Origin of the sequence: Paraglaciecola algarum, assembly GCF_021532655.1 — a bacterium.
Classification (GTDB): Bacteria; Pseudomonadota; Gammaproteobacteria; order Enterobacterales; family Alteromonadaceae; genus Paraglaciecola; species Paraglaciecola algarum.
Genome location: NZ_JAKGAS010000001.1, coordinates 34607 through 58488, shown reverse-complemented (window position 1 = coordinate 58488; position 23882 = coordinate 34607). Strand labels below are relative to the sequence as shown.

The following is a 23882-nucleotide window of genomic DNA, read 5'->3' as shown; positions in this document are numbered from 1 at the left end:
AAGCAATGTGAACACACAACACTTAGGTGAACTGGTTCTCAGTCAAGAACAAATCAAAGCAGGGGTATCTAAAGTTGCGGCAAAACTTAATCAAGATTTTACCAAGGAACCGCGATTGTCATTACCGTTGTACCTGGAGGGTTATTGTTTACAGCTGATCTAGTGCGTGAACTGAATTTTAATATCAGTATGGATACAATCTCATGCCCGCATACACCGGGTGATAACCAAAACAATTCGACAATTGTTTATCATGAGAATGTCCCTTTAAAAAATCAGCATGTGATTGTGATAGACGACGCCATTGAGTCGGGTGGCACAATGAAACGATTGACCGCATACTTGGCTGACAATTTCGAAATAAAATCTTTGTCAATTGCCACCCTATTTGTCAAGCCTAGTAGAGTCGATATTCCATTTAAGCAATACTACGCCCTAGAGATGCCCAACGACGACTTATTGGTAGGTTATGGCCTGCCTTGGAATAACCAGTTAAGAAATGTGCCGTATATTTCAAAGGTAGTAAAATGAACGAACAAGCATTACAAACTTACCTTAACCTTAAAATCCCACAATCAGTGGCGCTAGCGGCACAAGTGGAACAAATATCTTCGGATAAGCTTATGATGTCTGCACCTCTGGAGCCAAACATCAATCACAGAGATTCAGTATTTGGAGGTAGCGCTAGTTCCATTGCCATACTCTGTGCCTGGGCCTTTTTACATTCTAAATTAAAAGGTTTAGGTATCAATACCACCTTAGTGATCCAGAAAAACACCATGAGTTACGACGCGCCAATATTAGGTCGATTTAATGCCGAAGCGAGTTTGGCAGCAGGTCAAAACTGGGATAAGTTTTTAAAGATACTCTCACGTCGAGGCAAAGCCCGTATAGAAGTGCAGTCTCAACTGACATATCAAGATGCACCAGCCGGTTTGTTAATAGGTAGTTTTGTAGCGGTGAATAACAAATGAAAATAGGCATTAACTTTTTATTATGGACCACACATGTTGAAGAAAAACATTTTCACCTGTTCAGCATACTCAAAAAAGCAGGCTTTGATGGTGTAGAAATACCATTGACCATGGGTAACACCAAACATTACCAAAAAATAAAACAGGTATTAGATAGCGAAGGACTTGCGTGCACCACAACCTCTAATGGTTCACCTGATAAAAATTTAATTTCGCCTAATTCAACAATCAGGCAAGCCGGTTTAGATCACCTAAAATGGGCCATAGACTGCAATGAGGCATTAGGCAGTAATATTCTTGGCGGTCCTATACACTCGTCACCAGGTGTTTTTACAGGTATGCCCGCAAGTGTAAAAGAACAAGATTGGTGTATCGAAAACCTGCAAATCGCTTCGAGCTATGCCGAACAAGCGCAAGTCACACTTTGCTTAGAATTCTTAAATCGTTTTGAATGTTATTTAATGAACACTGTGTCTCAAGCTAAACAAATAGTTGATGCCGTGAAGTCCCCTTTTATTGGTATTCATTACGACACACATCATGCTCATATTGAAGAGTCGAACCTAACAACAGCAATCAGAGCTGCAGGCGATAGCATTAAACATGTGCACTTTTCCGAAAGTCATCGTGGTATGTTAGGCCAAGGGTTAGTAGACTGGCAAACCAATGTTCAAGGGTTAAAAAGTATTAATTATGATGGTTGGATCACCATAGAAGCTTTCACAAACAAAGTACCTGGGCTTGCAAGTGCATTACATATCACCCGCCCATTAATTGAGAATGAGTTAGAGTGTGCTTTATCGGGGGCTCAATTTATACACGCTTTATTCAAGTAATCCCATAAATACAAAATAGGATAGATATTGTTTTTGTTAGCACATGCTTTTACAGTGGCTAAGACGAAATAATTTATTTAGCTGACTGGCTAAGGGATCATTGTGAAATCATTCAAATATTTAGTATCTGCACTCACCCTAGCTGTAATCTTTACAGCTTGTACCAATCCAGAAACACAGGTGGCAACAGTTGAAGCTCCCGCGGAAAAAGCCCAATCACTTAACATTGAAAAATACCAACTTAAAAATGGTCTTGATGTGGTGTTACATCAAGATACATCTGATCCAGTTGTGGCAGTTGCCATTGTGTATCACGTTGGCTCAAACCGTGAGCTACCCGGTAAAACAGGTTTTGCTCACTTTTTTGAACACATGTTATTCCAGAATTCTGAAAATGTAGGAGCAGGCCAATTCATCAAAAACATTGGCAACATGGGCGGGACTTTAAACGGTGGCACTTGGCAAGACGGAACCATATATTATGAAGTAGTGCCAAATGATGGATTAGAGCAAATTCTGTGGATGGAATCAGACCGTATGGGTTACTTCATCAATACAGTTACTCAAGAAGGCTTAGAAAACGAAAAACAAGTTGTAAAAAATGAGAAACGCCAACGTGTAGACAACCGCCCTTATGGTCATACAAATGCAGTTGTCATGGAAGCTATTTACCCAGAAGGTCATCCTTACAGCTGGAGCGTTATTGGTAGCCTTGAAGATTTACAAAATGCCACATTGCAAGATGTGAGAGACTTTTATCAAAAATGGTATGGCGTGAATAATGCCACTTTGGTGCTAGCTGGTGACTTTGAAAATAAACAAGCAAAAGCCTGGATAGAAAAATACTTTGGCGAACTAGAAGCGCAACCAGAAGTCGCAGCTTTAGTCCCCCGACCAGCTGTTTTAGAAAAAAGCATTTCTTTGTATCATGAAGATAACTTCGCACAATTACCTGAACTAACCTTAACTTTTCCAGCTATTGAAAAGTACCAAACAGACGCTTACGCATTAGAGTTGTTAGCTGAAGTATTAAACGATGGTAAAGACAGTGTGTTTTATCAAACGGTAGTGGAGCAAGATAAACTCGCGCCTTCCATTACAACCAGCGCCTATATAGGTGAATTAGCCGGTACTTTTAGTCTTAAAGTTCGGGCATTCAACGGTATTAAACTAGATAACGTAAAAGCCAGCATTGATAAAGCCATCGCTCGATTTGCTAAAGAAGGATTTAGTGACGAACAACTTGCACGCATTATGACGCGCAAAGAAAAGTCATTTTATAACAACTTAACCAGCGTGTTTAACAAGGCCTCTTCACTTGCCAGATACAATGAGTTTGCTGGTGACCCTAAGCTGATTACCACAGAAATCGAGCGCTACAAAAGTATCACCCAAACAGACATATTGTCTGTGTTTAATAAATATATAAACGGACAACACTACGTAGCTACGAGTTTTGTGCCTAAAGGACAAACTGAACTTAAATTAGCAGGGGCGTTAAAAGCAGATGTAGTGGAAGAAAAAGTTGTGCAAGGCGCAGAGCTAAGCAAAGAACAAGAATCTGAAGAGTTAGCGCCTATTGCCCAAGCGAAATCGGCTTTCGACCGCTCAGTAAAACCTGAATTTGGCCCCAAACCTAGCATCACCTTACCCAAAGTGTGGAATACTAATTTAGACAATGGAGTACAAGTGTTAGGCATCGAACACAACGAACTGCCGTTAGTGTCTTTCTCTATTCGAGTATTAGGCGGCCATGTTTTTGACCAAGCAGGCAAAGTAGGCGTAGCTAATTTAGTCACTAGTATGATGATGGAAGGTACAGCCAACAAAACACCCCAAGAGTTAGAAAAAGCGTTAGGAGAATTAGGCGCGGAGTTAGAGTTTACCACCAGTGGCGAATACGTAACCTTAACTGGCAACACCCTAGCTGCCAATTACGATGCAGTTATGGCCTTAGCGCTAGAAATACTATTACAACCTAGATGGGACGAATCAGAGTGGGCTCGTATTAAAAAAGACACCATAGCCCAAATTCAACAATCTCAGGGTAACCCTGGTGCCATATCGACTAATGTGTATAACAAACTCATGTATGGCAATGAAAATATGTTAGCAACACCTATTTTAGGTACCATTGATGACGTGAACAAAATCGAATTACAAGACTTAAAAGATTTTTACACAAATAATTTTGTAGCTAATTTAACTAGTGTACATATCGCAGGAGATGTCACTCAACAACAAGTCACCAGCAGTTTAACTGGACTAACTACTGGCTTAAAAGCAGGTGAAGTGACCTTACCCCATTCGACTGCAGCCCCAAGTATCGAAAAAGCTCAATTGTATTTTGTAGATGTTCCCGGTGCCAAACAGTCATTTATTAAGATTGGAGCTAGAGCGATGGATGCTAACGCTGAAGATTATTATCCACTGGTTGCAGTTAACCATAATCTTGGAGGAAGTTTTTCTGGACAGTTATTTCAAATTTTACGACTACAAAAAGGTTACACATATGGTGCATACTCAGGAGTAAATCGTAGAAATTTAGGTGGCGTATTTACTGCTCGTTCCAGTGTTCGTTCAAATGTCACGCTAGAGTCGTTACAAACCTTTAGAGAAATAATGACTGATTATCAAAAAGGATTTGATGCAAGCGCTCTACAGAACACTAAATCAGTGTTATCACGTTCAAACGCGAGAGCATTTGAAACAACCAATAGTTTGATGGGTGTCTTACAAAATATCAGCAGTTATCAACTACCAAAGGACTATGTTGCCCAACAACAACAAATCCTTGCCGATATGACGCTAGAACAAGCACAACAAATCGTGGCTAAATATATGGATCCAGATAAAATGATTTATTTAATTGTAGGCGATGCTGCAACACAGTTAGAGCGGGTGAATCAACTCGGTTTGGGTGAGGCAATTGTATTGGATACTGCTGGGGATCCAGTTCAGTAACACCCATCATATAATTAAAGATAAAAGATAAGAAAACCCACATAGGTTTTCTTATCTTTTTTAATATCTGTATTGGTATATTTTAAGAATTGTTAGTTTGTTTTTGTTCTAATTTTTCCCGTTCAGACATAATAAATTCCTATCTGTTCAAGCTTAATATCAGCCAAAATATCTAAGCATTCTTAACTATTTGTGCTCTGTATTCTTCTATTTCATCTCGCAAACTGGCGGCTTTTTCAAACTCCAAATCTTTCGCCGCTTTAAACATAATTTTTTCTAATTCAGCGATTTTTTGCAATAACTGCGGCGTACTAAGGGTTTGATATTTCTTAGCCCCTTCAGCCACTAATCGAAGTTTAACTTTATTACCGTCATCGTTGGCACCATCACCTACATCCATAATATCGGTAATAGGTTTATTTAATTGCATGGGTGTTATGCCATGTTTAAGGTTGTGAGCTTGTTGTTTCTCACGCCTTCTATCGGTTTCTTCCATGGCTCTTTGCATCGAGCCGGTGATCCTATCGCCATACAAGATCGCACGACCATTTAAATGCCTAGCAGCTCGTCCTATGGTTTGGATTAAGGAGCGATCTGAACGTAGAAAACCTTCTTTATCGGCGTCAAGTATGGCCACTAACGATACTTCTGGCATATCTAGTCCTTCTCGAAGCAAATTAATCCCAACCAATACATCAAACTTACCAATGCGTAAATCGCGAATAATTTCGATGCGTTCGACTGTGTCTATGTCTGAGTGTAAATAGCGCACTTTCACACCATGTTCATCTAAATAATCGCTTAGATCTTCAGACATACGTTTAGTTAACGTAGTCACTAGTACTCGTTCATTTAGTGCCACACATTTATGGATCTCTGATAACAAATCATCCACTTGTGTGCCTACAGGCCGCACTTCAATTTGAGGATCGAGTAAACCGGTTGGCCGTACTACTTGTTCAACAATATCTTCTTCAGGCACTTCTGCTAACTCAAACTTACCTGGAGTGGCTGATACATAAATGGTTTGTGGACTAATTTTTTCAAACTCATCGAATTTAAGGGGTCTATTATCTAGGGCCGAAGGTAAACGAAAGCCATATTCCACTAAGGTTTCTTTACGGGATCTATCACCTTTGTACATAGCGCCGATTTGTGAAACTGTCACGTGGGACTCATCGATAAACATCAATCCATCAGCCGGAAAATAGTCAATCAAGGTGGGCGGTGGATCACCCGGTGGTCTGCCAGATAAATAACGAGAATAGTTTTCAATACCAGAGCAATAACCGAGTTCTTGCATCATTTCCATGTCGAACTGGCAACGCTGAGAAACTCTTTGTTCTTCTACTAATTTATTAACAGACTTTAACTGCTCACGCCTTTCTTTAAGCTCAACTTTGATATGCTCAATAGCCTCAAGGATCTTCTCTCTAGGTGTCACATAGTGAGTTTTAGGGAATACTGTGGCGCGAGTCACGGTTTTTTCAATGGCACCAGTTAGCGGATCAAAAATACTGATCCGTTCAATTTCTTCATCGAACAGTTCAACTCGAATACCTTCTCGCTCAGAATCTGCCGGAAATACATCAATTACGTCACCCCTTACTCTAAATGTGCCCCGCTCAAATGCTACATCGTTACGGGTGTATTGAATTTCAGCTAAGCGGCGTAAAATGTCCCGCTGATTCATAATGTCGCCTTGACGAAAATGCACTAGCATTTTCATATACGAATCGGGATCACCTAATCCGTATATGGCCGAAACACTAGACACAATAATGACGTCTTTACGCTCCATCAAAGACTTAGTGGCAGACAAACGCATTTGCTCTATGTGTTCGTTTATTGACGAATCTTTTTCAATAAAGGTATCGCTTGAGGGTACATAGGCTTCGGGCTGATAATAATCATAATAAGATACAAAGTATTCCACTGCGTTATTCGGAAAGAATTCTTTCATTTCTCCATATAACTGGGCCGCTAAGGTTTTATTGTGAGCCAAAATGAGGGTGGGTCTTTGCACTCTTTCAATCACGTTAGCCATAGTAAAGGTTTTACCTGACCCCGTCACACCCAGTAAAATTTGCCTAGCTAAACCATTTTCTAAACCATCAACTAACGAATCAATCGCTTTAGGTTGATCGCCTGCTGGCGAATAGGACGACTTTACTTCAAATGCTCTACTCATGCTGTACCAATTCTCTACTTATTCTCTAGTAACAATTAATAAACTAAACGATCTCTTCAGTATGTTTAAACTTGATATTCAAAATATTTTTACACCACACATAAGCCACTAACGCAGTTAAACAATTTGCAATAACGGTGGCCCAAAATATCCCTTTTAAGCCGAACCACTGACTACCCAGATAACAAACTGGTACAAAAAAGGCAAACAAACGAATGGAATTTAAAATCAGTGCTGACATGGGCATATGCATAGCGTTAAACGACGAGTTAGTTAATATCACTAAACCTTGTAAACCATAACCTAAGGGCACAATCAGCAAGAATAACACTATAGTATTCGCTACTTCTATTTCATCGGTAAACACTGCGGCAATATACGGTGCTAAAAAGGCAATAATCACAAAAATTAAAAACTGCCAAGCAATCACAAATTTAATGCATAAAGTATAGGCTTGATTCACTCGACTTAATTTATTTGCCCCAAAATTTTGACTAATAAAAGGCGGTAAGGACATAGATAAAGACAAAACCACAATACTAGCAATAGACTCTAACCTTCCCCCTACTCCCCAAGCAGCAACCGCGGTATTACCATAAGTTGCCACTATGGCAGTCACTACACCTGTAGCGATCGGGGTTAACATATTAGCACCTGCAGCAGGTAAACCAATTCTTAGAATCCCACCTGTACTGCGTTTAAGCTCTTGCCAATTTAAGAGTTTAGGCTCCATTAATTGGCGTTTAATGGCCAGCAAATACAAAATATAAAATAACCCAATAGCCCAAGCTATTAGTGTCGCTATGGCCGCACCTTGGATCCCTAAAGCAGGAATAGGACCTAAACCAAAAATGAGAATAGGATCAAGTACTACATTAACTAAACCACCAAAGGCCATTACATAACTGGGGGTTTTGGTATCACCTGAGGCTCTTAACACACTATTACCCACCATAGGCATGGCTAAGAATAGACCTGCTGCGTACCACACAACCATATACTCTTGAATTAATGGTATTAAATTGTTGTCAGCCCCTAATAAACGAAAAATTGGATCAATGGTAAAGACACCAATCACAGCTAAACATATTGCCAACACAAAGGTTAACATTAAGGCTCCGGTTGCCGTCTCTTTGGCTTTGATACTATCTCCAGCACCTAAGAATTTAGCGATTACAGCGGAAGTACCTATACCTAAACCAATGTTTAAACTGATTACGGTAAATGTCACAGGAAAAGTAAAACTAATGGCGGCTAGTTCTTGGGTCCCCAACAAACCTATAAAAAATGTATCCACTAAACCAAATGTCATTAACATGATCATGCCCACTATCATAGGCATGGTCATTTTATATAAGGTTTTAGCGATATCATTATTTAACAAATCTGGTGAGCGTGATTGGTTAGTTACTGACCTCAATATATATCTCACTTAAAATGGCGAAGAGATGAAATAAAAAATCTAAAATTTCATCAGACCCAAACATCAAATCATTAGAACCATAATACCCGAATTTTATTGCAGCTTTAGTTATATTTACCAAAACTAATGTTACATAATTGTAAATATTAATTAAATTTCATTGCGTACCTAATTAGATACACTTTAATGTCGTTATATTGACGGTTTTGTATGCAAATATTTAATCTTTAGTCTTTTGTCAACTATGTGACAGAAAAAATATATTAAATAAAAACAATAAAAACCCTTGATCTAAAGAGAAATTTAAATTTCTCTTTAAAAACAACACACAAGCAATAAATTCATCATTACGACTAAAGTACAATCTTTAACCAACCAACCAAAAAAAATCATAAACCATTGTTTTAATTGTAAATTAAATTAAATTCAACTATTTCCAATTAAAAGTATTGACATCATTTAGCTATTACATTTGTATCCTGAAACATTTTAATTCACAACCTTATCCACAGGTTTAGTGGATAACTAGCCTCGCACGTTATTTGGCGCAGTTTAGACAAGTGATGTTAGAATATTAATGTTAGTAAACACTAACCTTTTGATAAGCCGTTTAAGGTTACACTTTTGTTAAACACTGGTATTAAACACAGTATTCAATAGATTATTAATAACTAATTACTATAAAGGCCAATAAAAAGGATCTTTAAAAAAATGTCATATTCTTTTGACAAGCCATTTCATTTTATATTTAAAAATTGCTCAATTTTTCACTTGTTTGCAGTCACTTTTTGTTCAATTGATTAGATAAAATACAATTTTAAAAAAAGATTCAAAAATACTTGAATTGAGTGTTGACACAGAGCTGCTTGCTCATTAACATTCGCCACCGTTGAAAAGCAGCCGGTTATTACTAACCAAGCTGAGTATTCAACAACACTATAGTTCCCCCTTAGCTCAGCTGGTTAGAGCGACGGACTGTTAATCCGCAGGTCCCCCGTTCGAGTCGGGGAGGGGGAGCCAACTATAGTTGGTTCAAATAGTAGCTTACTATTTGAATGTAAATTTGTATTCCCCCTTAGCTCAGCTGGTTAGAGCGACGGACTGTTAATCCGCAGGTCCCCCGTTCGAGTCGGGGAGGGGGAGCCAAATTTGGCTCATATCACTGTATAAAACCTTCGTATACCTTTTCTAATTCTGTTTTTTCTCGTTTTTTTAGACATTTTCACTCAATTACCAATAAACTTTTTAATATCAAGTTGTTAATAGACTCTTAAACTTAGATAATAAGCAGGTTTTCACCACCTTTGGCAGATACTCACTAAAGATGACCGAATTTTTATTACTACTGATTAGCACTGTTTTAGTAAACAACTTTGTATTGGCTCAGTTTCTTGGCTTATGCCCATTTATGGGCGTGTCCGGAAAACTTGAAACTGCCATAGGTATGTCTATGGCCACTACCTTTGTGCTAACCCTGGCATCAGTTTCAAGCTATCTAGTTGAACATTATATTTTGCTGCCTTTAGGTATAGGCTATTTACGTACCTTGAGTTTTATTTTGGTTATCGCCGTAGTAGTGCAATTTACCGAGATGGTAGTACACAAAACCAGTCCAACCTTATACCGTTTACTGGGTATATTTTTACCTTTAATTACCACCAACTGTGCGGTATTGGGTGTGGCACTATTAAATATCAACAAAGAACATAATTTTGTGCAATCAATTATTTATGGTTTTGGCGCCGCTGCAGGCTTTTCATTGGTATTAATTTTGTTTGCCGCTATGCGCGAAAGATTAGCGGTAGCAGATGTACCTAAACCATTTAAAGGAGCCTCTATTGGCATGATCACCGCAGGTTTAATGTCATTAGCATTTATGGGATTTACTGGCTTGGTTAAGTTTTAATGTCTTTATCTTTAGCAATACTTACAGCTTTATTGGCACTCGGTATTCTGGCCATCATTTTTGGCTCTATATTAGGCTTCGCTGCTATTAAATTTAAAGTTGAAAGTGATCCCTTAGTGGATCAAATAGACGAAATTTTGCCACAAACCCAATGTGGTCAATGTGGATATCCAGGATGTAAACCCTATGCAGAAGCCATTGCAAATGGAGACGAAATAAACAAATGCCCGCCAGGTGGCGAAGCTACCATTAAAAAGCTAGCAGATTTAATGGGCGTTGAAGCTAAATCCTTAGATGCGGCACATGGCCAAGAAGATGTAAAAAAAGTCGCTTATATTCGCGAAGATGAATGTATTGGATGTACTAAGTGTATTCAAGCCTGTCCAGTTGACGCCATTTTAGGGGCTGCGAAACAAATGCACACTGTGATTAAGGATGAGTGCACAGGTTGCGATTTATGCGTAGAGCCTTGTCCGGTTGATTGTATTGATATGGTACCGGTTGAAAACAATACCGCGTCTTGGCGATGGAAATTAGATGCTATCCCAATTAAACAAGTAAATTAGCGAAAACTATGCAAACAAGTTATGAGCAAATAGTTCACAAAATAGATAGTGATGAATTATGGGATTTTCCAGGTGGAATTTACCCGCCTGAGCGAAAAGAAATATCAAATTTACAACCCATTGCTACATTACCTATTCCTGAAAAACTATATGTCACAGTTAAACAGCATAAAGGAGTTGAAGGTAATTTAATTGTAGAAGTGGGCCAACAAGTATTAAAAGGCCAAGCTTTATCTAAAAGCGCCAATCCTTTTGCCGTACCAATTCATGCGCCTACATCAGGTAAAATATCCGCGATAAGAAAACACGTGTCACCTCACCCCTCTGGCATACCAGAGTTAAGTATAGAAATAGAAACTGATGGACAGGACACTTGGACTGAATTATCCCCTACCCTTGATTATCAAAATCAACCTAAAATAGACTTGTTAACTAAGATTTGTGATGCCGGTATCAGTGGCATGGGTGGCGCAGGTTTTCCTTCTCATATTAAATTGTCGACCAGCAAAAAAGTGGAATTTTTGATTATTAATGGAGTGGAATGCGAACCTTATATTACATCTGACGATAGATTAATGCGCGAACATGCTTGGCAAATTCGTCAAGGTATAGACGTGTTAACCCACATGGTACAACCCCAACAAGTTTTTATCGCCATAGAAAAAAACAAGCCAGAAGCCATAGAGGCTTTGCAAATTGCTTGCAGAGAAAATCCATTATATCAAGTGGTTGAGATACCTACTAAATATCCATCTGGCGGTGAAAAACAACTTATTCAGATATTAACTAATAGAGAGGTCCCTGCTCAAGGTTTACCTATTGATGTAGGTGTTATTAGCCATAATGTGGGTACTTGTTTTGCTGTTGCTGACGCAATTTTTTCTGGTAAACCTTTGATCCAGCGTGTGACCACAGTGACTGGTGAAGCTGTATCAAAACCCGCTAATTATTGGACCTTAATTGGCACGCCAATTAAACACATACTCAATGAATGCGGATATCAGGCGAGTTCACAAAAACAAGCTCGTGCCATTATAGGTGGCCCCATGATGGGCTTTACGGTCACAGACGAACTAGTACCAATTATTAAAACCAGTAATTGTGTATTGGTGCCCGCTGATTCAGAAATGGCTGAACTCAACGAGCAAGCATGTATTCGTTGTGGGGCCTGCGCCGATGTTTGTCCGGCAGGCTTGTTACCCCAACAATTATTTTGGCATGCCAAAGCCAAAGAATTAGACAAGGCCCAAGAATACAATTTGTTTGATTGTATTGAATGTGGAGCTTGTGCCTATGTTTGTCCCAGTGAAATACCATTGGTCCATTATTATCGAGTAGCCAAAGCGGATATTCGCAATGAACTAGATGAAAAACAACAAGCAGATAAAGCACGAGAACGTTTTGAAAAACGTGCCGCTAGACTAAAAGCGGAGCAAGCCGCCAGAGATGAAAAGCACAGACTCGCCGCAGAGGCTAGAAAACAAGCGATGGAATCTAAAGGTAATAATGCTAAAGATAAAATTGCCGCTGCTTTGGCTCGAGCTAAAGCCAAAAAACAAGGATTAGCTGCTGCCGACTCAAACCTTGACACTAAAAGTGAGATTAACTCTCAGAAGACTCCACCCATCGAAAGTAATGATGAGCCAACTCAAAAACATGAAATCGTTGATGCAGCCACAGAAAAACCTTCAGCCAGCTCTAATCAAAGAGTACAAGCCGCAATTGCCAGAGCTAAAGCTAAAAAAGCGGCGGTTGCGACAAAGAGTAATCAAACACCAGAGATAACTACCGAGCAAGAAAAGTCTTCATCTGGTAGCCTTAACATTGAAAATCAAGATGAGAACATTGTAGAGTCTAAACCGATTGTACATGAAGCAACCAAAGTCTCTGATGTGCCCCGTACAGTAGTGCAACAAGATACAAAGAAACCAGAGCAAGAGTCAGTTTCCCCCTCACATGAGGAAAATTCAGACAACCAAATCTCTCAAAACATCGCGGAGCAAAAACAAGCCAAAGTTGCCGCAGCTGTTGCCAAAGCAAAAGCCAAACGAGAAGCTCAAAAGAAAGCTAAAGCATCTGAAATTCAAATAACAAAGCCTTTAGCCAAAGAAAAATCTTTAGCTAATGAAAAAACTTTAGCCCAAGTAGAGCAATTAGCTGAAGATCCGAATAACCAGCAAGAATCGAGCTCAAAACAAAACATTGAACACTCTGCTATAGAAGATCCCTTAGTAACTAAAAAGCGCAGAATCGCAGTTGCTGTAGCCAAGGCTAAAGCCAAAAGGCAAGCAGAGAAAACCGTAGAGAACTCGGCTCCCAAAGAAAACAAAGAAGATAAGTCCTAATGAACTTTAAATTAGCTAGCTCTCCTCATCAACATGCTAATCGAGATCTCGGTCAAGTCATGAAGTTAGTCATTTTGTGCCTAGTTCCAGGGATCTTGATGCAAACTTGGTTTTTTGGTTGGGGTACCATTATTCAAGTTATATTAGCGGTTATCACAGCGACTGTGACTGAAGCCGCCATCCTAGAATTGCGTAAACGTGATTTTGAGCGGGCATTAAAAGATTATAGTGCCATAGTCACAGCTATATTATTGGCCATTAGTATTCCACCTTTTGCTCCTTGGTGGGTTATTGTTATCGGGACATTCTTTGCAATTGCCATTGTAAAACAGCTATACGGTGGCTTAGGTTTTAATATCTTTAATCCTGCGATGGCCGCTTACGTTATGTTGTTGGTTTCATTCCCAGTGCAAATGACCCAATGGTTACCACCGGTAAACTTAGCGCAATATACTCATGATTTTTGGGATGCTTTATCCGTCATATTCACCAGTTACAGTGTCGAAGGATTTAGTATTGCTCAACTAAAAACGGATATTGACGGGGTGACTATGGCCACGCCACTAGACACAGTTAAAACCAGCTTAATTCAAGGTTTTACCTATTCAGAAGGCTTAGAGCATAAAATTTTTGATAGTGTGGTTACTGGAGTTGGCGTAGCCTCAAGTTGGGTGAGTTTAGCCTATCTAGCAGGCGGTTTATTTTTAATCAAACAAAAAGTCATTAACTGGCATATTCCCGTGAGTATGCTTGCAGGGCTATTTGTGTGTGCTTTATTTATGTCATTGGTTGACTCAGATGTTTACCCTTCTAGCATATTCCATCTGTTAAATGGCAGTATTATCATAGGTGCATTTTTTATAGCTACCGATCCTGTATCAGCCTCTACAACCAATAAAGGTCGCTTAATTTTTGGTGCTGCTATAGGTGTTTGGGTTTATATTATTCGTACTTGGGGTGGATATCCCGATGCAATTGCTTTTGCTGTAGTGATAATGAATATGGCAGTGCCATTAATTGATTATTACACTCGTCCTCGTACGTACGGACACCAAGCCCCAAACGCTTTAAAGTCTAAGGGGAAACAGCCATGAGCCAAGATAAGGGCGGGAGCCAAGATAATCGTGTGAACCAAGATCATGGCGTGAACCAAGATGCTAATCAAGCCAAAACTCCCACAGTACAAAGTAACATGGCTAGAAATGGAATCATTCTAGGGGTTTTCGCAATTGTTACTACAGGCTTAATTGCCCTGACCTACTTTGGTACCAAACAACAAATAGCTGAGCAGCAACAACAAAAGTTATTATCCATATTAAATGCTGTGGTTAACGAAAATAGCTACGACAATCAGATCCACCTTGATTGTGCTCAAATTCAAGACCCAAAGTATTTAGGCGACAATAAACCTCATCGTATATATCGAGCCCGTCTGGAAGGTGATGCAGCTGCAGTCGCCATAGAAACCACAGCCCCTGATGGTTATAGTGGAAAAATTCACTTGGTTGTTGGCATGTTTTCAACAAATGCAGAAAATGCACTTGTATCTGGCGTACGAATTCTATCCCACAAAGAAACCCCAGGCTTAGGTGACAAAATTGAACTAAGAATAAGTGATTGGATCCTCGATTTTAACCAACAAGAATACAATCAAAACAACGCCCACATGTGGGCAGTTAAAAAAGATGGCGGGCAATTTGATCAATTTACTGGCGCTACAATCACCCCTCGCTCTGTTGTCAAAGCGGTCAAGAAAAGTATTGAGTTTTACCTAAAAAACAAAGAGACAATTTTTAAAGCAGAAAACGCCTGCGCATTACCAACCACTGCCGAAATGGGTAACCTAGATGAGTGAATTTAAAGAGTTAACGTGGCAAGGTCTTTGGAAAAATAACCCAGCCCTCATTCAGTTATTGGGGTTATGTCCTTTATTAGCTGTCACTCAAACTCTGACCAATGGTTTAGGCTTAGGCATAGCCACCACACTTGTATTAATTGGTTCAAACTCTGCTGTATCAATTATTAGAAACTGGATCCCTAATGAGATCCGCATACCGATTTTTGTGATGATCATTGCCGCTTTTGTAACCATAGTGCAATTATTAATGAATGCTTACACTTTTAAGTTGTACCAAGCCTTAGGTATTTTCATTCCACTAATAGTTACCAACTGCGCCATTATTGGCCGTGCCGAGGCTTATGCCTCTAAAAACCCCCTAGGAAAGTCTGCCTTTGATGGCTTAATGATGGGGTTAGGGTTTACCTTAGTGCTAGTTTTATTAGGTGCCATTCGTGAATTATTAGGCAACGGTACTTTATTTGATGGTGCCAACTTATTGTTAGGGGATTGGGCACGTATGTTAAAAATCACCGTATTTGAAACTGACAGTCCATTTTTATTAGCTATTTTGCCGCCAGGCGCATTTTTATTTATGGGCTTAATTATTGCCTTAAAAAATGTGCTAGATGAACATATGGAAAACCTATTCATGGCTAAAAAAGAACAAAAAATAGTACAAAGAGCCCGAGTCACCACTGAAAGCTAAGAAGCTAGATGCTAGATGCTAGATTTTTAGAGTGTAAAATAATAAAACGATAATAAAATGAATAAAACTAAACGTTTAGAAATATTAACTAGATTAAGAGACAACAACCCCCACCCTACTACTGAACTCAACTTCAATAGTCCCTTTGAGCTATTAATCGCGGTTTTACTCTCAGCTCAGGCAACCGATGTAGGGGTGAATAAAGCCACTGCTAAGTTATATCCCGTAGCTAACACCCCACAAGCCATCTTAGATTTAGGTTTAGATGGTTTAAAGTCATACATTAAAACCATAGGTTTGTTTAATACCAAAGCCGTAAACACCATGAAAACCTGCCAAATGTTAGTGGACTTGCATGGTGGCGAAGTACCCGAAAACCGCGAAGCCTTAGAGGCGCTGCCCGGTGTAGGCCGTAAAACCGCTAATGTAGTACTCAACACAGCCTTCGGCTGGCCTACAATAGCGGTAGATACGCATATTTTTAGAGTATCGAATCGTACTAAATTAGCCATGGGTAAAAACGTAGATTTAGTAGAACAAAAGCTACTCAAAGTAGTACCCGCTGAATTTAAAGTAGACGTACACCACTGGTTAATCCTACATGGCCGTTACACCTGCGTAGCCCGTAAACCAAGATGTGGTTCATGTATTATTGAAGACTTATGTGAGTTTAAGGATAAGACGGAATAACTCTCGATTTTTTGTAAGGTTAATCCGTTCATTGTGTGGATGTAAAAGCCAATTCCTGCGATTTAACTGATTTTCGGCCCAGTTAACTTTAGTCTGTAATCATGAGCATTATCTTCTGCTGCTATTGCAGAGTCCAAACTGGTTGAGACCTAAAACACAACAGATGCTTACTTTAAAAATGAGTTTAAAACACCGTATAAAGTACCAATATCGATAGGTTTGGCTATATGAGCATTAAATCCTTGGCTTAAATAATTTGATACGTCATCAACCATGGCATTCGCGGTTAATGCAACTATCGGTATATGTTTATTGAAATGACTGATATTTTGCATTGCTTCAACACCATCCATTTCTGGCATTTGTATATCCATCAGTATCAAATCAAAATCTTCCTTCTTAGCGGCTTCCACAGCTTGTTTACCATTATCTACTACCGTTAATACCGCGTGAGTACTTTCGAGCATTGACTGAATAACAATTTGATTGATTTCGTTATCCTCTGCAATCAGTATTTTCTTTTCACTCAGTAGCGACGGAGTCATAGATTTTTGCATGAGAGAACTGACACTCTTATCAGTTATAGCTAAGGGTAATATGACTATAATTCTAGTACCTCTACCTTCCTTACTTTTTACATCAATTTTTCCTCCCATCATCCGAATAAGGTCGAGTGTAATCGACATACCTAGTCCAGTGCCTCCAAACTTACGAGTGGTTGAGTTGTCAGCTTGGGAAAAACGTTCAAATATACGTGCTTGAGCTTTCTCGCCCATGCCAATGCCTGTATCAGCCACTTCAATACTAATAGCCTGTTGCTCTTTATGTAGAATTTGGTTCAAAGCAATATTTACGCTCCCCTTTTGTGTAAATTTAACAGCATTCGACACAAGATTGAGCAAGATTTGCTTAACTCGGACAATGTCTCCCAACCAGTGTTCATTAAAACTTTCATCAATATTACTAACGAGTTGAATACCCTTATTACTGACGATACTGTCTACTTCAAACATGACTGATTTAATTATATCCTTCATTGAGAAAGGTTCTTGCTCAAGGCTTAGTTTATTACTCTCTATTTTTGAATAGTCCAAAATATCGTTGATGATGGTCAACAAAGATTTAGAAGAAGATACTGCATTTTTTAGCATTACCTTTGACATAGTATCTAAGCTGTTAGTATTGACCATTTGTAGCCCGCCTAAAATTGCATTCATAGGCGTGCGTATCTCATGACTCATGTTAGAAAGGAACTCACTTTTAGTCTGGGTTGCCTGCTCTGCCTTATGTTTAGCAGTTTCTAGCTCATTTATTGCATTTATCTTATCTGTGATATCGTAATTCACCCCAATAACTTTTAAAGCCTTGCCATCTTTGTCTCTGACAACTTCTGCACTTGCTTTAAGTGTTCTAACCTGTCCATTTGGATGCACAACTCTGAACTCTGGATTAAAAGTTCCTATGCCGGCTACGGCATCCTCTAATTGTTTGTTAGACTCTTCCATATCATCAGGTTGTAAACTATTAGTCCAGGCTTCATAAGCACCAGAGAAGGTATTCTCTTGAATCCCATACAACTTGTACATCCATTCATCCCAGATGAGTTCCCCCGAAACCACATCCCACTCCCAAACACCTATTTGAGCCGATTCATTCGCCAATTTCATTCTCAGAGTGTTGGTTTCAGCTTGTTTTTTGGCTATTTGTAATTCAGTCTCTATTTGTTTTTGATGAGTAATATCTTGGACAACAGAACAAATCAAATCATCACCATTACTACTCTTAATTTTTACGCCAGACAACTGTACTGGATAGGTATGGCCCTTTTTATGAATATATTCTTTAAAGTATGGCCCATAACGGCCTATTTCTGATAGAGATTGCAGTTGTGCTTTTTCTTGCTCTTCGTACTTTTTCGGCGTCATTTGCCAATAGTCCATTTGGTTTAGTTCGTCTTTGTTATAACCACTAAAACGACTCAACTCTTTGTTAATATATTCAAATGTCCCATCGTCAATTCTATTAATTGCAATTCCTACCGGCGCTAAACTAAAAAACTGTTCAAATTTTTCTTTTTCCTCATTGAAAGCCGAACTAATTCGTTCAATATCTGTTGATGCAATATGCAATTTATTTTGCGTCTCAATTAGTTCACTAATGTCTCTACCTATGGCTAACACAAGAGATTTACCATCCATATTTAATGCTGTGAGTGAGACAAGGCATGGAAATGTTAAGCCGTTTATCCGAGAGTGGGTCCACTGAAAAAGTTGGGGGCCTTTAGTGAGAGTATTTTCAATATATTCTCTAGCCATTTCTTCTGAACGTCTGCCACATGGTTGATACTCTGGTTAGATATCGGAAGGCTTTAAATTAAGGAAATGTTCTTCATTTTGGACGCCATGCAAGTCAATTGCAGCCTGGTTACATTCTATGAATTCACCGGATTTCAGGTCAATTATTGATAATGCGTCTGCAGAAACTTCAAATAATTTTTTATACTTTATATTTTCAGATTTAGCGTTTAAAAGTTGAGCTTTTAGCTGGTCAATCTCAGCTTCGAGGGCGTTTCTGGGATTACTCATAATAACTCACTATTAAGGACATCTATTCTTTAATCAAATATAACAATAACTATATTTTATGATTCTTAATAGTAAAAGACTTAGTGTTATATTTTTACCTTTTTTTAAGTTTTTATATGCTTGGAAAATAAAGAGTGCAAGATAGATACACAAGAGATAGTAGGCTTTTATTCAGTCTAATAGCCGCTTTTCCTCACCTAGGGTCTCATCGAACTTCAACATGTCACGCATTCTTAATACTTAAATTTGAGCAAAAGCGGTTAAAAGTCGTATCCGCATCTCTCAAAGCAAGCGCACATCAATGGTTAATTCTCCACGGCCACTATAGTTGTGTGGCTGGTAAACCTCGTTGTGGCTCTTGTATCATTGAAGACTTGTGTGAGATTAAGAATAAAATAGAGTAATAAATCACTCACAACCTGCTGTGAATTTAACGTTTTAAAGTATCTGCGCTACCTTCTTGATTGAGATTTACCGCTCGAATTGGGTATGGGATCACAATTCCTTCCTGCGCGTACCTTTTGTGTAAAGCTTTGATAAATTCGGATCTAATAAAAAAGCGATTAAAGTATTCTTGTGCCCGCAACATCACGGTTAAATTAATACTAGAGTCGTCAAACCCCGTAAAAATCACAAATGTGTCGTATTCTGGAATTCCCCATTTGTGGTTTTTTAACACTTGCTTTGCAACTTCAAGTGTCACTTTCTCAACATGTTCTAGGTCAGAGTCATAATGAACACCAAGATCTACCGGCACAGACAGCTGTTTTTCGGGGTAGTAATAGTTAATTATTTTAGACTGTGCAAGCTTACTGTTAGGCATGATAACTATGTTGTTTGGAAGCATTTTTATCCATGTAGAACGCCATCCTATCTTTTCAACGAACCCTTGTTCACCTGAATCTAACTCAATAAAATCACCTACTCTAATAGGCTTATCAGCCAGCATTTGAATACCTGAGAAAAAGTTTTCCAAGGTAGGTTGTAAGGCTAGTGCAACGGCAAGGGAGCCTATGCCTAACGAGGCAACAAACGGCGTGATCGAAATACCGATATTACTCAGTATAAACAGCACACCAATGATAATAATGACTCCCCGCAGAAGCCCTCTTAAAAGGGTGCCACTACTGCGCAAACCACTTCCCTTTGAAATAATGCGTGTAATACTCATACGAGCAAAGTGATCAGTAAAAACTAACATTGATACCGTCGTTAACAGCAATGCAACAGTATTAATCTGAGTCGCCCAGGTGATGACTGTTTCGTCATAGAGTTGAACAAGTTTTTCTGTTGCCTTTAAACTTATTGTCACTATCAACAAACTTAAGGGACGGTTGGCCGCTCGGACTGTTATTCCAGACCAGTTATAGTTTTTGGGATGATTCAATGCTCTTAAATACACGTATAAAAAGCGCTTGACCAACCAAAGGCTAAACAAGACTATAAAGAAGAATGCTGGCCCTATTGCCCAAAAAGGAATCCACTCAGCTAGCCAACTAGGAATATTTGCGATTGCGGTCAAGGAAATATGCATCCTGTTAAAGTACTTATTGACCAATGAAGCAATTATCACACCACTAAAAAAGGCAGTCATAGTGCCGTAGCCAATTGAAATATATGGTAAATATTTAACTGTTCAGAACAAACAATCGCACCCAATCCATGCAAGATCGCACCAAATTGATATTATACAAAAACGCAACGAGAGTGAGTGTAGCCTGCATATCTGCTTTGGCACATTTTCAACCGTAAATTAGCGTTGTTCCGAATTATCTTATGTCTAACTTGTTTATATCTAGTCTCTAAATCTTTTGGCTGACCCAGTATAATGGCTCTAAACACTCATGTTTATACCAATTACACTAAATTAGTCATGGACAAAACGTCGACTTGGTCGCACAAAAACTGCTAAAAGTGGTTCCTGCTTAATTTACAGTAGACGTACACCAATGGTTAATACTAGATTTCCGCTACACCAGCATCGACCGAAAACCAATATGTAGCTCGTGTATTATTGAAGATTTGTGTGAGTTTAAGGATAAAACTGAGTAATGTTTTGACTACAATCGATCCTGCATCTATGAAAACTATTTAGAGTGTCAATTTAAAACAGCTTCAGTCATATTCTTAACGTGAGGGCATTATCTTGGGTATTTACTCGATCTATCCAATTGGGTAATTAATTGTCTTTTGGATGGCAATTTTAACTGTTTGTAAGGCCTTTATTTTAGAATAAAGGCCTGTTTGTAAAACCAAAATTCAAGAAAAATTGATCTCTTGTATAGAGCGGGCTGATGCTTTATTTTACTTATATTCATGTTGACTAAAGAGTTGCATGTCACATCTTATTAAATTTCAGAAGTTAACCTCTCAGTGCATCGTGAATTAAAGAGACCATTTATGTTCCGTATTTTTTCGCTATTTATAATTATATTAAACACCAATACAATTTTTGCTAAGAGCAGCTTAGGCGAATCTTCCACTGTTTATCTCAAAGATGAAACTATTGATGAAATCCAAACAGCATCTACAGCGAAGGATGTTAATGTGTTTTCATGGAACATTTCTGGCGATGCGTTTATAAAAAAACCTGAGCTATTTAAATCACTGATAGAAAAATCAAAAGCAGATATTCTGTTGTTAGATGAAGTAACAGATAAAGCAAATGAGGCGCAACTACTAAAAGCATTACCTGCCTCTAATTTTAAGGGTAAACGTAACTGGTACGTTAATTTAGGGGCAAGTGGTGGTAGACAACGAACTATTATCGCCAGCCGTTACCCTATTGAAACACTGCCTGAATTCCAAAAAATAGTGGCTTATCCAGACGTTGACAAAGCACGTTTACAAGAGCTTATAATTAAAGGTGGTGAGTTAAAATACGCACAAAGCCTAGACACTGGCATATCGGTTAATGGCGCAATAATTTTGCACCAAGACAAACGGCTATTATTAGTTTCTCTTGATTTAGAATGCTGTGGCAGTGACCCGAGTAGTTGGGAAGAAGATAAGCGCAGAGTCGAAGCGCGGGAAATTCGGAAACAAATAAAGCGTATAACCAAACGGATTCGAGTGGATGGAATTATTGTCGCCGGGGATTTGAACCTAGTCAGCACAGTTACGCCACTAGTAATTATGTCTGGTCCATATGACAAGCCGCTTTCTGGTCTTATTGCAGCTGAGCTAACTCATATTGACGGAAGGCAAACTTGGACATGGGACGGGCGTGGCACCAAATTTCCATCCCGTGTGTTAGATTTAGTTATTTATAGCCCAACCAGTTTAAAACTGAATAATGGCTATATTTTTAATCCAGAGCTTATTTCGCTTGAAGCCCGAAAGTCTTTAAACCTTTCGGGAAAAAACGTAGAAAAGGTGTTTGATCATTTACCACTAATTACAAAGTTTAGTTGGCAGAAAAAATAAAAAGGGTTAGTAAAACTGACAGAATAGCTAGAGCGATTAGTTTCTGCATCATCACTTTATACTGCCGACCAGTATATTAAGCCCTTATAAATCCATATTTAATAATTGATTAGGCAACAAAACTAACGACCACTCCGGTGGCGATCCCAATCATTGCTTCGCCAAAGGACACGCGCCTCAAATTTAGTACATTGCTATAGGCTATCAACAGGGAGATGAGAGATAAACCAAAGAACCACAATATCGTATAATCCGGAAAGTTAAGGCTTTTTAGTCCAATCAGGTCCAATATGCTGGAGCTGAGATCGGTTAATCCAAGCCAAGCAAAAATGATTTGCTCTGAAACTGTATGTCCAAAAAGCGCTAAGGTGAAATTTGCATTGGGTCGCTCGAAGACGGCCAACAAACCAGCGAAGAGTAATAATATACTTGATACCAAAGGCATAAACTGCACCCAGTATTCCTGACTCAACCAACTTTCCAGTCTGATGCTGAAACTTGTCTGCGTTGCAAAAAAAACGCTCAAGATTAATCCAACTAACGAAATTCCCCCGCCAATAACTCTGGTTTTCCCAACTCTAAGTACTTTCATCATAATTCTAGATCCTAAAATCCATTGGTTGATCTTGTATGGTCGTTATATATGTACAGCACGAAAATCTATATGTGACGCTTCTTTATTAGAAGGTTTGAGTGACTGTAAAGATAAGACGGAATAGCCCCTAGCATCCATAGTTACTCCAGATGCTGGGAATAACACAGCTAATCCTTTAGCTGTCAGTCGCCTCTATACTGTTTATGAATTGAGCCATATTGACTAAACGATCACCAACAATAAATTGAATGGTGTTTTTAACCCAAGATCTCTCTATATTTTTGTAATCTAATTTAGCTAACACCACTGTTGTGCCAATTAAAAGCAATAATGATGATAAGGAATAAAACCAAATCATGTGCAGCTCTAAGTGTTGCAACAAGTCGATTCCCAGCAGCACGTCAAATCCTATAAAAACATAAGCCAGATAAAAAGGTACTGACATGAGTAATAACTTAGTTAATTGTAATTTATGTGAGCAAATGCTGTAGATATCTTTCTGCAATTGGCTAACCGGCTTGGCGTAATCAATTTTTGCAATGAGAACAATTTGACCAATGTTTCCCGCCAACCCAACAATGGCAAAGATATTAAGGATAAATGCAGATATCGTAGATGCTGAAAGACTAAAGTCCGTAGCAATATACTGCCCCAATAAAACAATGATGCAGAAAAACGCTACGCTCTCAATAATACGCGCCCATTTCATGTTATTGAGTTCTTTGGTTTGTTTATTCACTTTCATTTCAGTCAACATTGTTTGGTCTATTTTAATAGCCTCTACAGTGCCACTGTATTGCTGCTGCCAAGTATGTTTAAAGTTATCTAAATTCAT

General features: G+C 38.8%; 20 protein-coding genes, 2 tRNA genes and 1 pseudogene. 16 read left to right on the top strand and 7 right to left on the bottom strand.

Annotated features, from left to right (window positions below; all coding sequences use genetic code 11):
- The first annotated feature begins 144 nt into the window (after positions 1-144).
- The 4 genes from L0668_RS00285 to L0668_RS00270 all read left to right on the top strand — a co-directional run bounded on the left by L0668_RS00285 (position 145) and on the right by L0668_RS00270 (position 4774).
- The gene (locus L0668_RS00285; RefSeq protein ID WP_235310063.1) at positions 145-531 is read left to right on the top strand and encodes a phosphoribosyltransferase; all 387 of its coding nucleotides are present in this window, start codon (positions 145-147) and stop codon (positions 529-531) included.
- A complete protein-coding gene (locus tag L0668_RS00280) occupies positions 528-974 on the top strand; it encodes a YiiD C-terminal domain-containing protein (RefSeq protein ID WP_235310062.1) in 447 nt (148 codons plus the stop codon). Before L0668_RS00285 ends, L0668_RS00280 begins: the two co-directional genes overlap by 4 nt.
- On the top strand, positions 971-1810 hold the full coding sequence (locus tag L0668_RS00275) for a sugar phosphate isomerase/epimerase family protein (RefSeq protein ID WP_235310061.1): 840 nt from the start codon (positions 971-973) through the stop codon (positions 1808-1810). The genes L0668_RS00280 and L0668_RS00275 overlap by 4 nt, the downstream gene beginning before the upstream one ends.
- Positions 1811-1912: 102 nt before the next feature.
- Complete coding sequence (locus L0668_RS00270; RefSeq protein ID WP_235310060.1) at positions 1913-4774, top strand: M16 family metallopeptidase; 2862 nt, start codon at positions 1913-1915, stop codon at positions 4772-4774.
- Between the two features lie 172 nt (positions 4775-4946).
- On the opposite strand, the gene uvrB is transcribed toward L0668_RS00270, so the two are convergent.
- Both uvrB and L0668_RS00260 read right to left on the bottom strand, forming a co-directional pair.
- Positions 4947-6965: an excinuclease ABC subunit UvrB gene (gene uvrB / locus L0668_RS00265; RefSeq protein WP_235310059.1), complete on the bottom strand. Its 2019-nt coding sequence runs from the start codon at positions 6963-6965 to the stop codon at positions 4947-4949.
- A 43-nt stretch (positions 6966-7008) separates the two neighbouring features.
- Positions 7009-8385, bottom strand: coding sequence for an MATE family efflux transporter (locus tag L0668_RS00260; protein ID WP_502572561.1), 1377 nt, complete (start codon positions 8383-8385; stop codon positions 7009-7011).
- A gap of 946 nt (positions 8386-9331) precedes the next feature.
- Between L0668_RS00260 and L0668_RS00255 the strand changes: the two genes are divergently transcribed.
- The 9 genes from L0668_RS00255 to nth all read left to right on the top strand — a co-directional run bounded on the left by L0668_RS00255 (position 9332) and on the right by nth (position 16441).
- A tRNA-Asn gene (locus L0668_RS00255) sits at positions 9332-9408 on the top strand.
- Between the two features lie 49 nt (positions 9409-9457).
- Positions 9458-9534: transfer RNA gene (locus L0668_RS00250), tRNA-Asn, on the top strand.
- A 178-nt stretch (positions 9535-9712) separates the two neighbouring features.
- Positions 9713-10294: an electron transport complex subunit RsxA gene (rsxA, locus tag L0668_RS00245; RefSeq protein ID WP_235310058.1), complete on the top strand. Its 582-nt coding sequence runs from the start codon at positions 9713-9715 to the stop codon at positions 10292-10294.
- Positions 10294-10860, top strand: a complete 567-nt coding sequence (gene rsxB, locus L0668_RS00240; protein ID WP_235310057.1) for an electron transport complex subunit RsxB — start codon at positions 10294-10296, stop codon at positions 10858-10860. The genes rsxA and rsxB overlap by 1 nt, the downstream gene beginning before the upstream one ends.
- A gap of 8 nt (positions 10861-10868) precedes the next feature.
- Positions 10869-13205, top strand: coding sequence for an electron transport complex subunit RsxC (gene rsxC, locus L0668_RS00235; protein WP_235310056.1), 2337 nt, complete (start codon positions 10869-10871; stop codon positions 13203-13205).
- The gene (gene rsxD / locus L0668_RS00230) at positions 13205-14299 is read left to right on the top strand and encodes an electron transport complex subunit RsxD (protein WP_235310055.1); all 1095 of its coding nucleotides are present in this window, start codon (positions 13205-13207) and stop codon (positions 14297-14299) included. The genes rsxC and rsxD overlap by 1 nt, the downstream gene beginning before the upstream one ends.
- A gap of 98 nt (positions 14300-14397) precedes the next feature.
- Positions 14398-15060 carry an electron transport complex subunit RsxG gene (gene rsxG, locus L0668_RS00225; protein WP_235310670.1) on the top strand — a complete coding sequence of 221 codons (663 nt, stop codon included), beginning with the start codon at positions 14398-14400 and terminating at the stop codon, positions 15058-15060.
- Positions 15053-15751 (top strand): electron transport complex subunit E, encoded by a 699-nt coding sequence (locus L0668_RS00220; protein ID WP_235310054.1) that lies wholly within the window; start codon positions 15053-15055, stop codon positions 15749-15751. The genes rsxG and L0668_RS00220 overlap by 8 nt, the downstream gene beginning before the upstream one ends.
- Before the next feature lie 57 nt (positions 15752-15808).
- The gene (gene nth, locus L0668_RS00215; protein ID WP_235310053.1) at positions 15809-16441 is read left to right on the top strand and encodes an endonuclease III; all 633 of its coding nucleotides are present in this window, start codon (positions 15809-15811) and stop codon (positions 16439-16441) included.
- Between the two features lie 167 nt (positions 16442-16608).
- On the opposite strand, the gene L0668_RS00210 is transcribed toward nth, so the two are convergent.
- Complete coding sequence (locus tag L0668_RS00210) at positions 16609-18756, bottom strand: PAS domain S-box protein (protein ID WP_235310052.1); 2148 nt, start codon at positions 18754-18756, stop codon at positions 16609-16611.
- 36 nt (positions 18757-18792) lie between these two features.
- A complete protein-coding gene (locus tag L0668_RS00205) occupies positions 18793-19026 on the bottom strand; it encodes a PAS domain-containing protein (RefSeq protein WP_235310051.1) in 234 nt (77 codons plus the stop codon).
- A 134-nt stretch (positions 19027-19160) separates the two neighbouring features.
- Here L0668_RS00205 and L0668_RS20970 point away from each other — a divergent pair, with 134 nt between their 5' ends.
- Positions 19161-19430: an iron-sulfur binding domain-containing protein gene (locus L0668_RS20970; protein ID WP_370659872.1), complete on the top strand. Its 270-nt coding sequence runs from the start codon at positions 19161-19163 to the stop codon at positions 19428-19430.
- Positions 19431-19456: 26 nt separating this feature from the next.
- Here the strand turns inward: L0668_RS20970 and L0668_RS00195 are convergent, their stop codons facing one another.
- Positions 19457-20620, bottom strand: a complete 1164-nt coding sequence (locus tag L0668_RS00195; RefSeq protein ID WP_235310050.1) for a mechanosensitive ion channel family protein — start codon at positions 20618-20620, stop codon at positions 19457-19459.
- 234 nt (positions 20621-20854) lie between these two features.
- On the opposite strand from L0668_RS00195, the pseudogene L0668_RS00190 reads away from it, so the two are divergent.
- Both L0668_RS00190 and L0668_RS00185 read left to right on the top strand, forming a co-directional pair.
- Positions 20855-21078: pseudogene (locus L0668_RS00190) on the top strand (endonuclease III); the annotation flags it as partial.
- 348 nt (positions 21079-21426) lie between these two features.
- On the top strand, positions 21427-22452 hold the full coding sequence (locus tag L0668_RS00185; RefSeq protein WP_235310049.1) for an endonuclease/exonuclease/phosphatase family protein: 1026 nt from the start codon (positions 21427-21429) through the stop codon (positions 22450-22452).
- A gap of 109 nt (positions 22453-22561) precedes the next feature.
- Here the strand turns inward: L0668_RS00185 and L0668_RS00180 are convergent, their stop codons facing one another.
- On the bottom strand, positions 22562-23047 hold the full coding sequence (locus tag L0668_RS00180) for a hypothetical protein (RefSeq protein WP_235310048.1): 486 nt from the start codon (positions 23045-23047) through the stop codon (positions 22562-22564).
- 175 nt (positions 23048-23222) lie between these two features.
- Entirely contained in the window at positions 23223-23882 is a 660-nt protein-coding gene (locus L0668_RS00175; RefSeq protein WP_235310047.1) for a hypothetical protein, read from the bottom strand.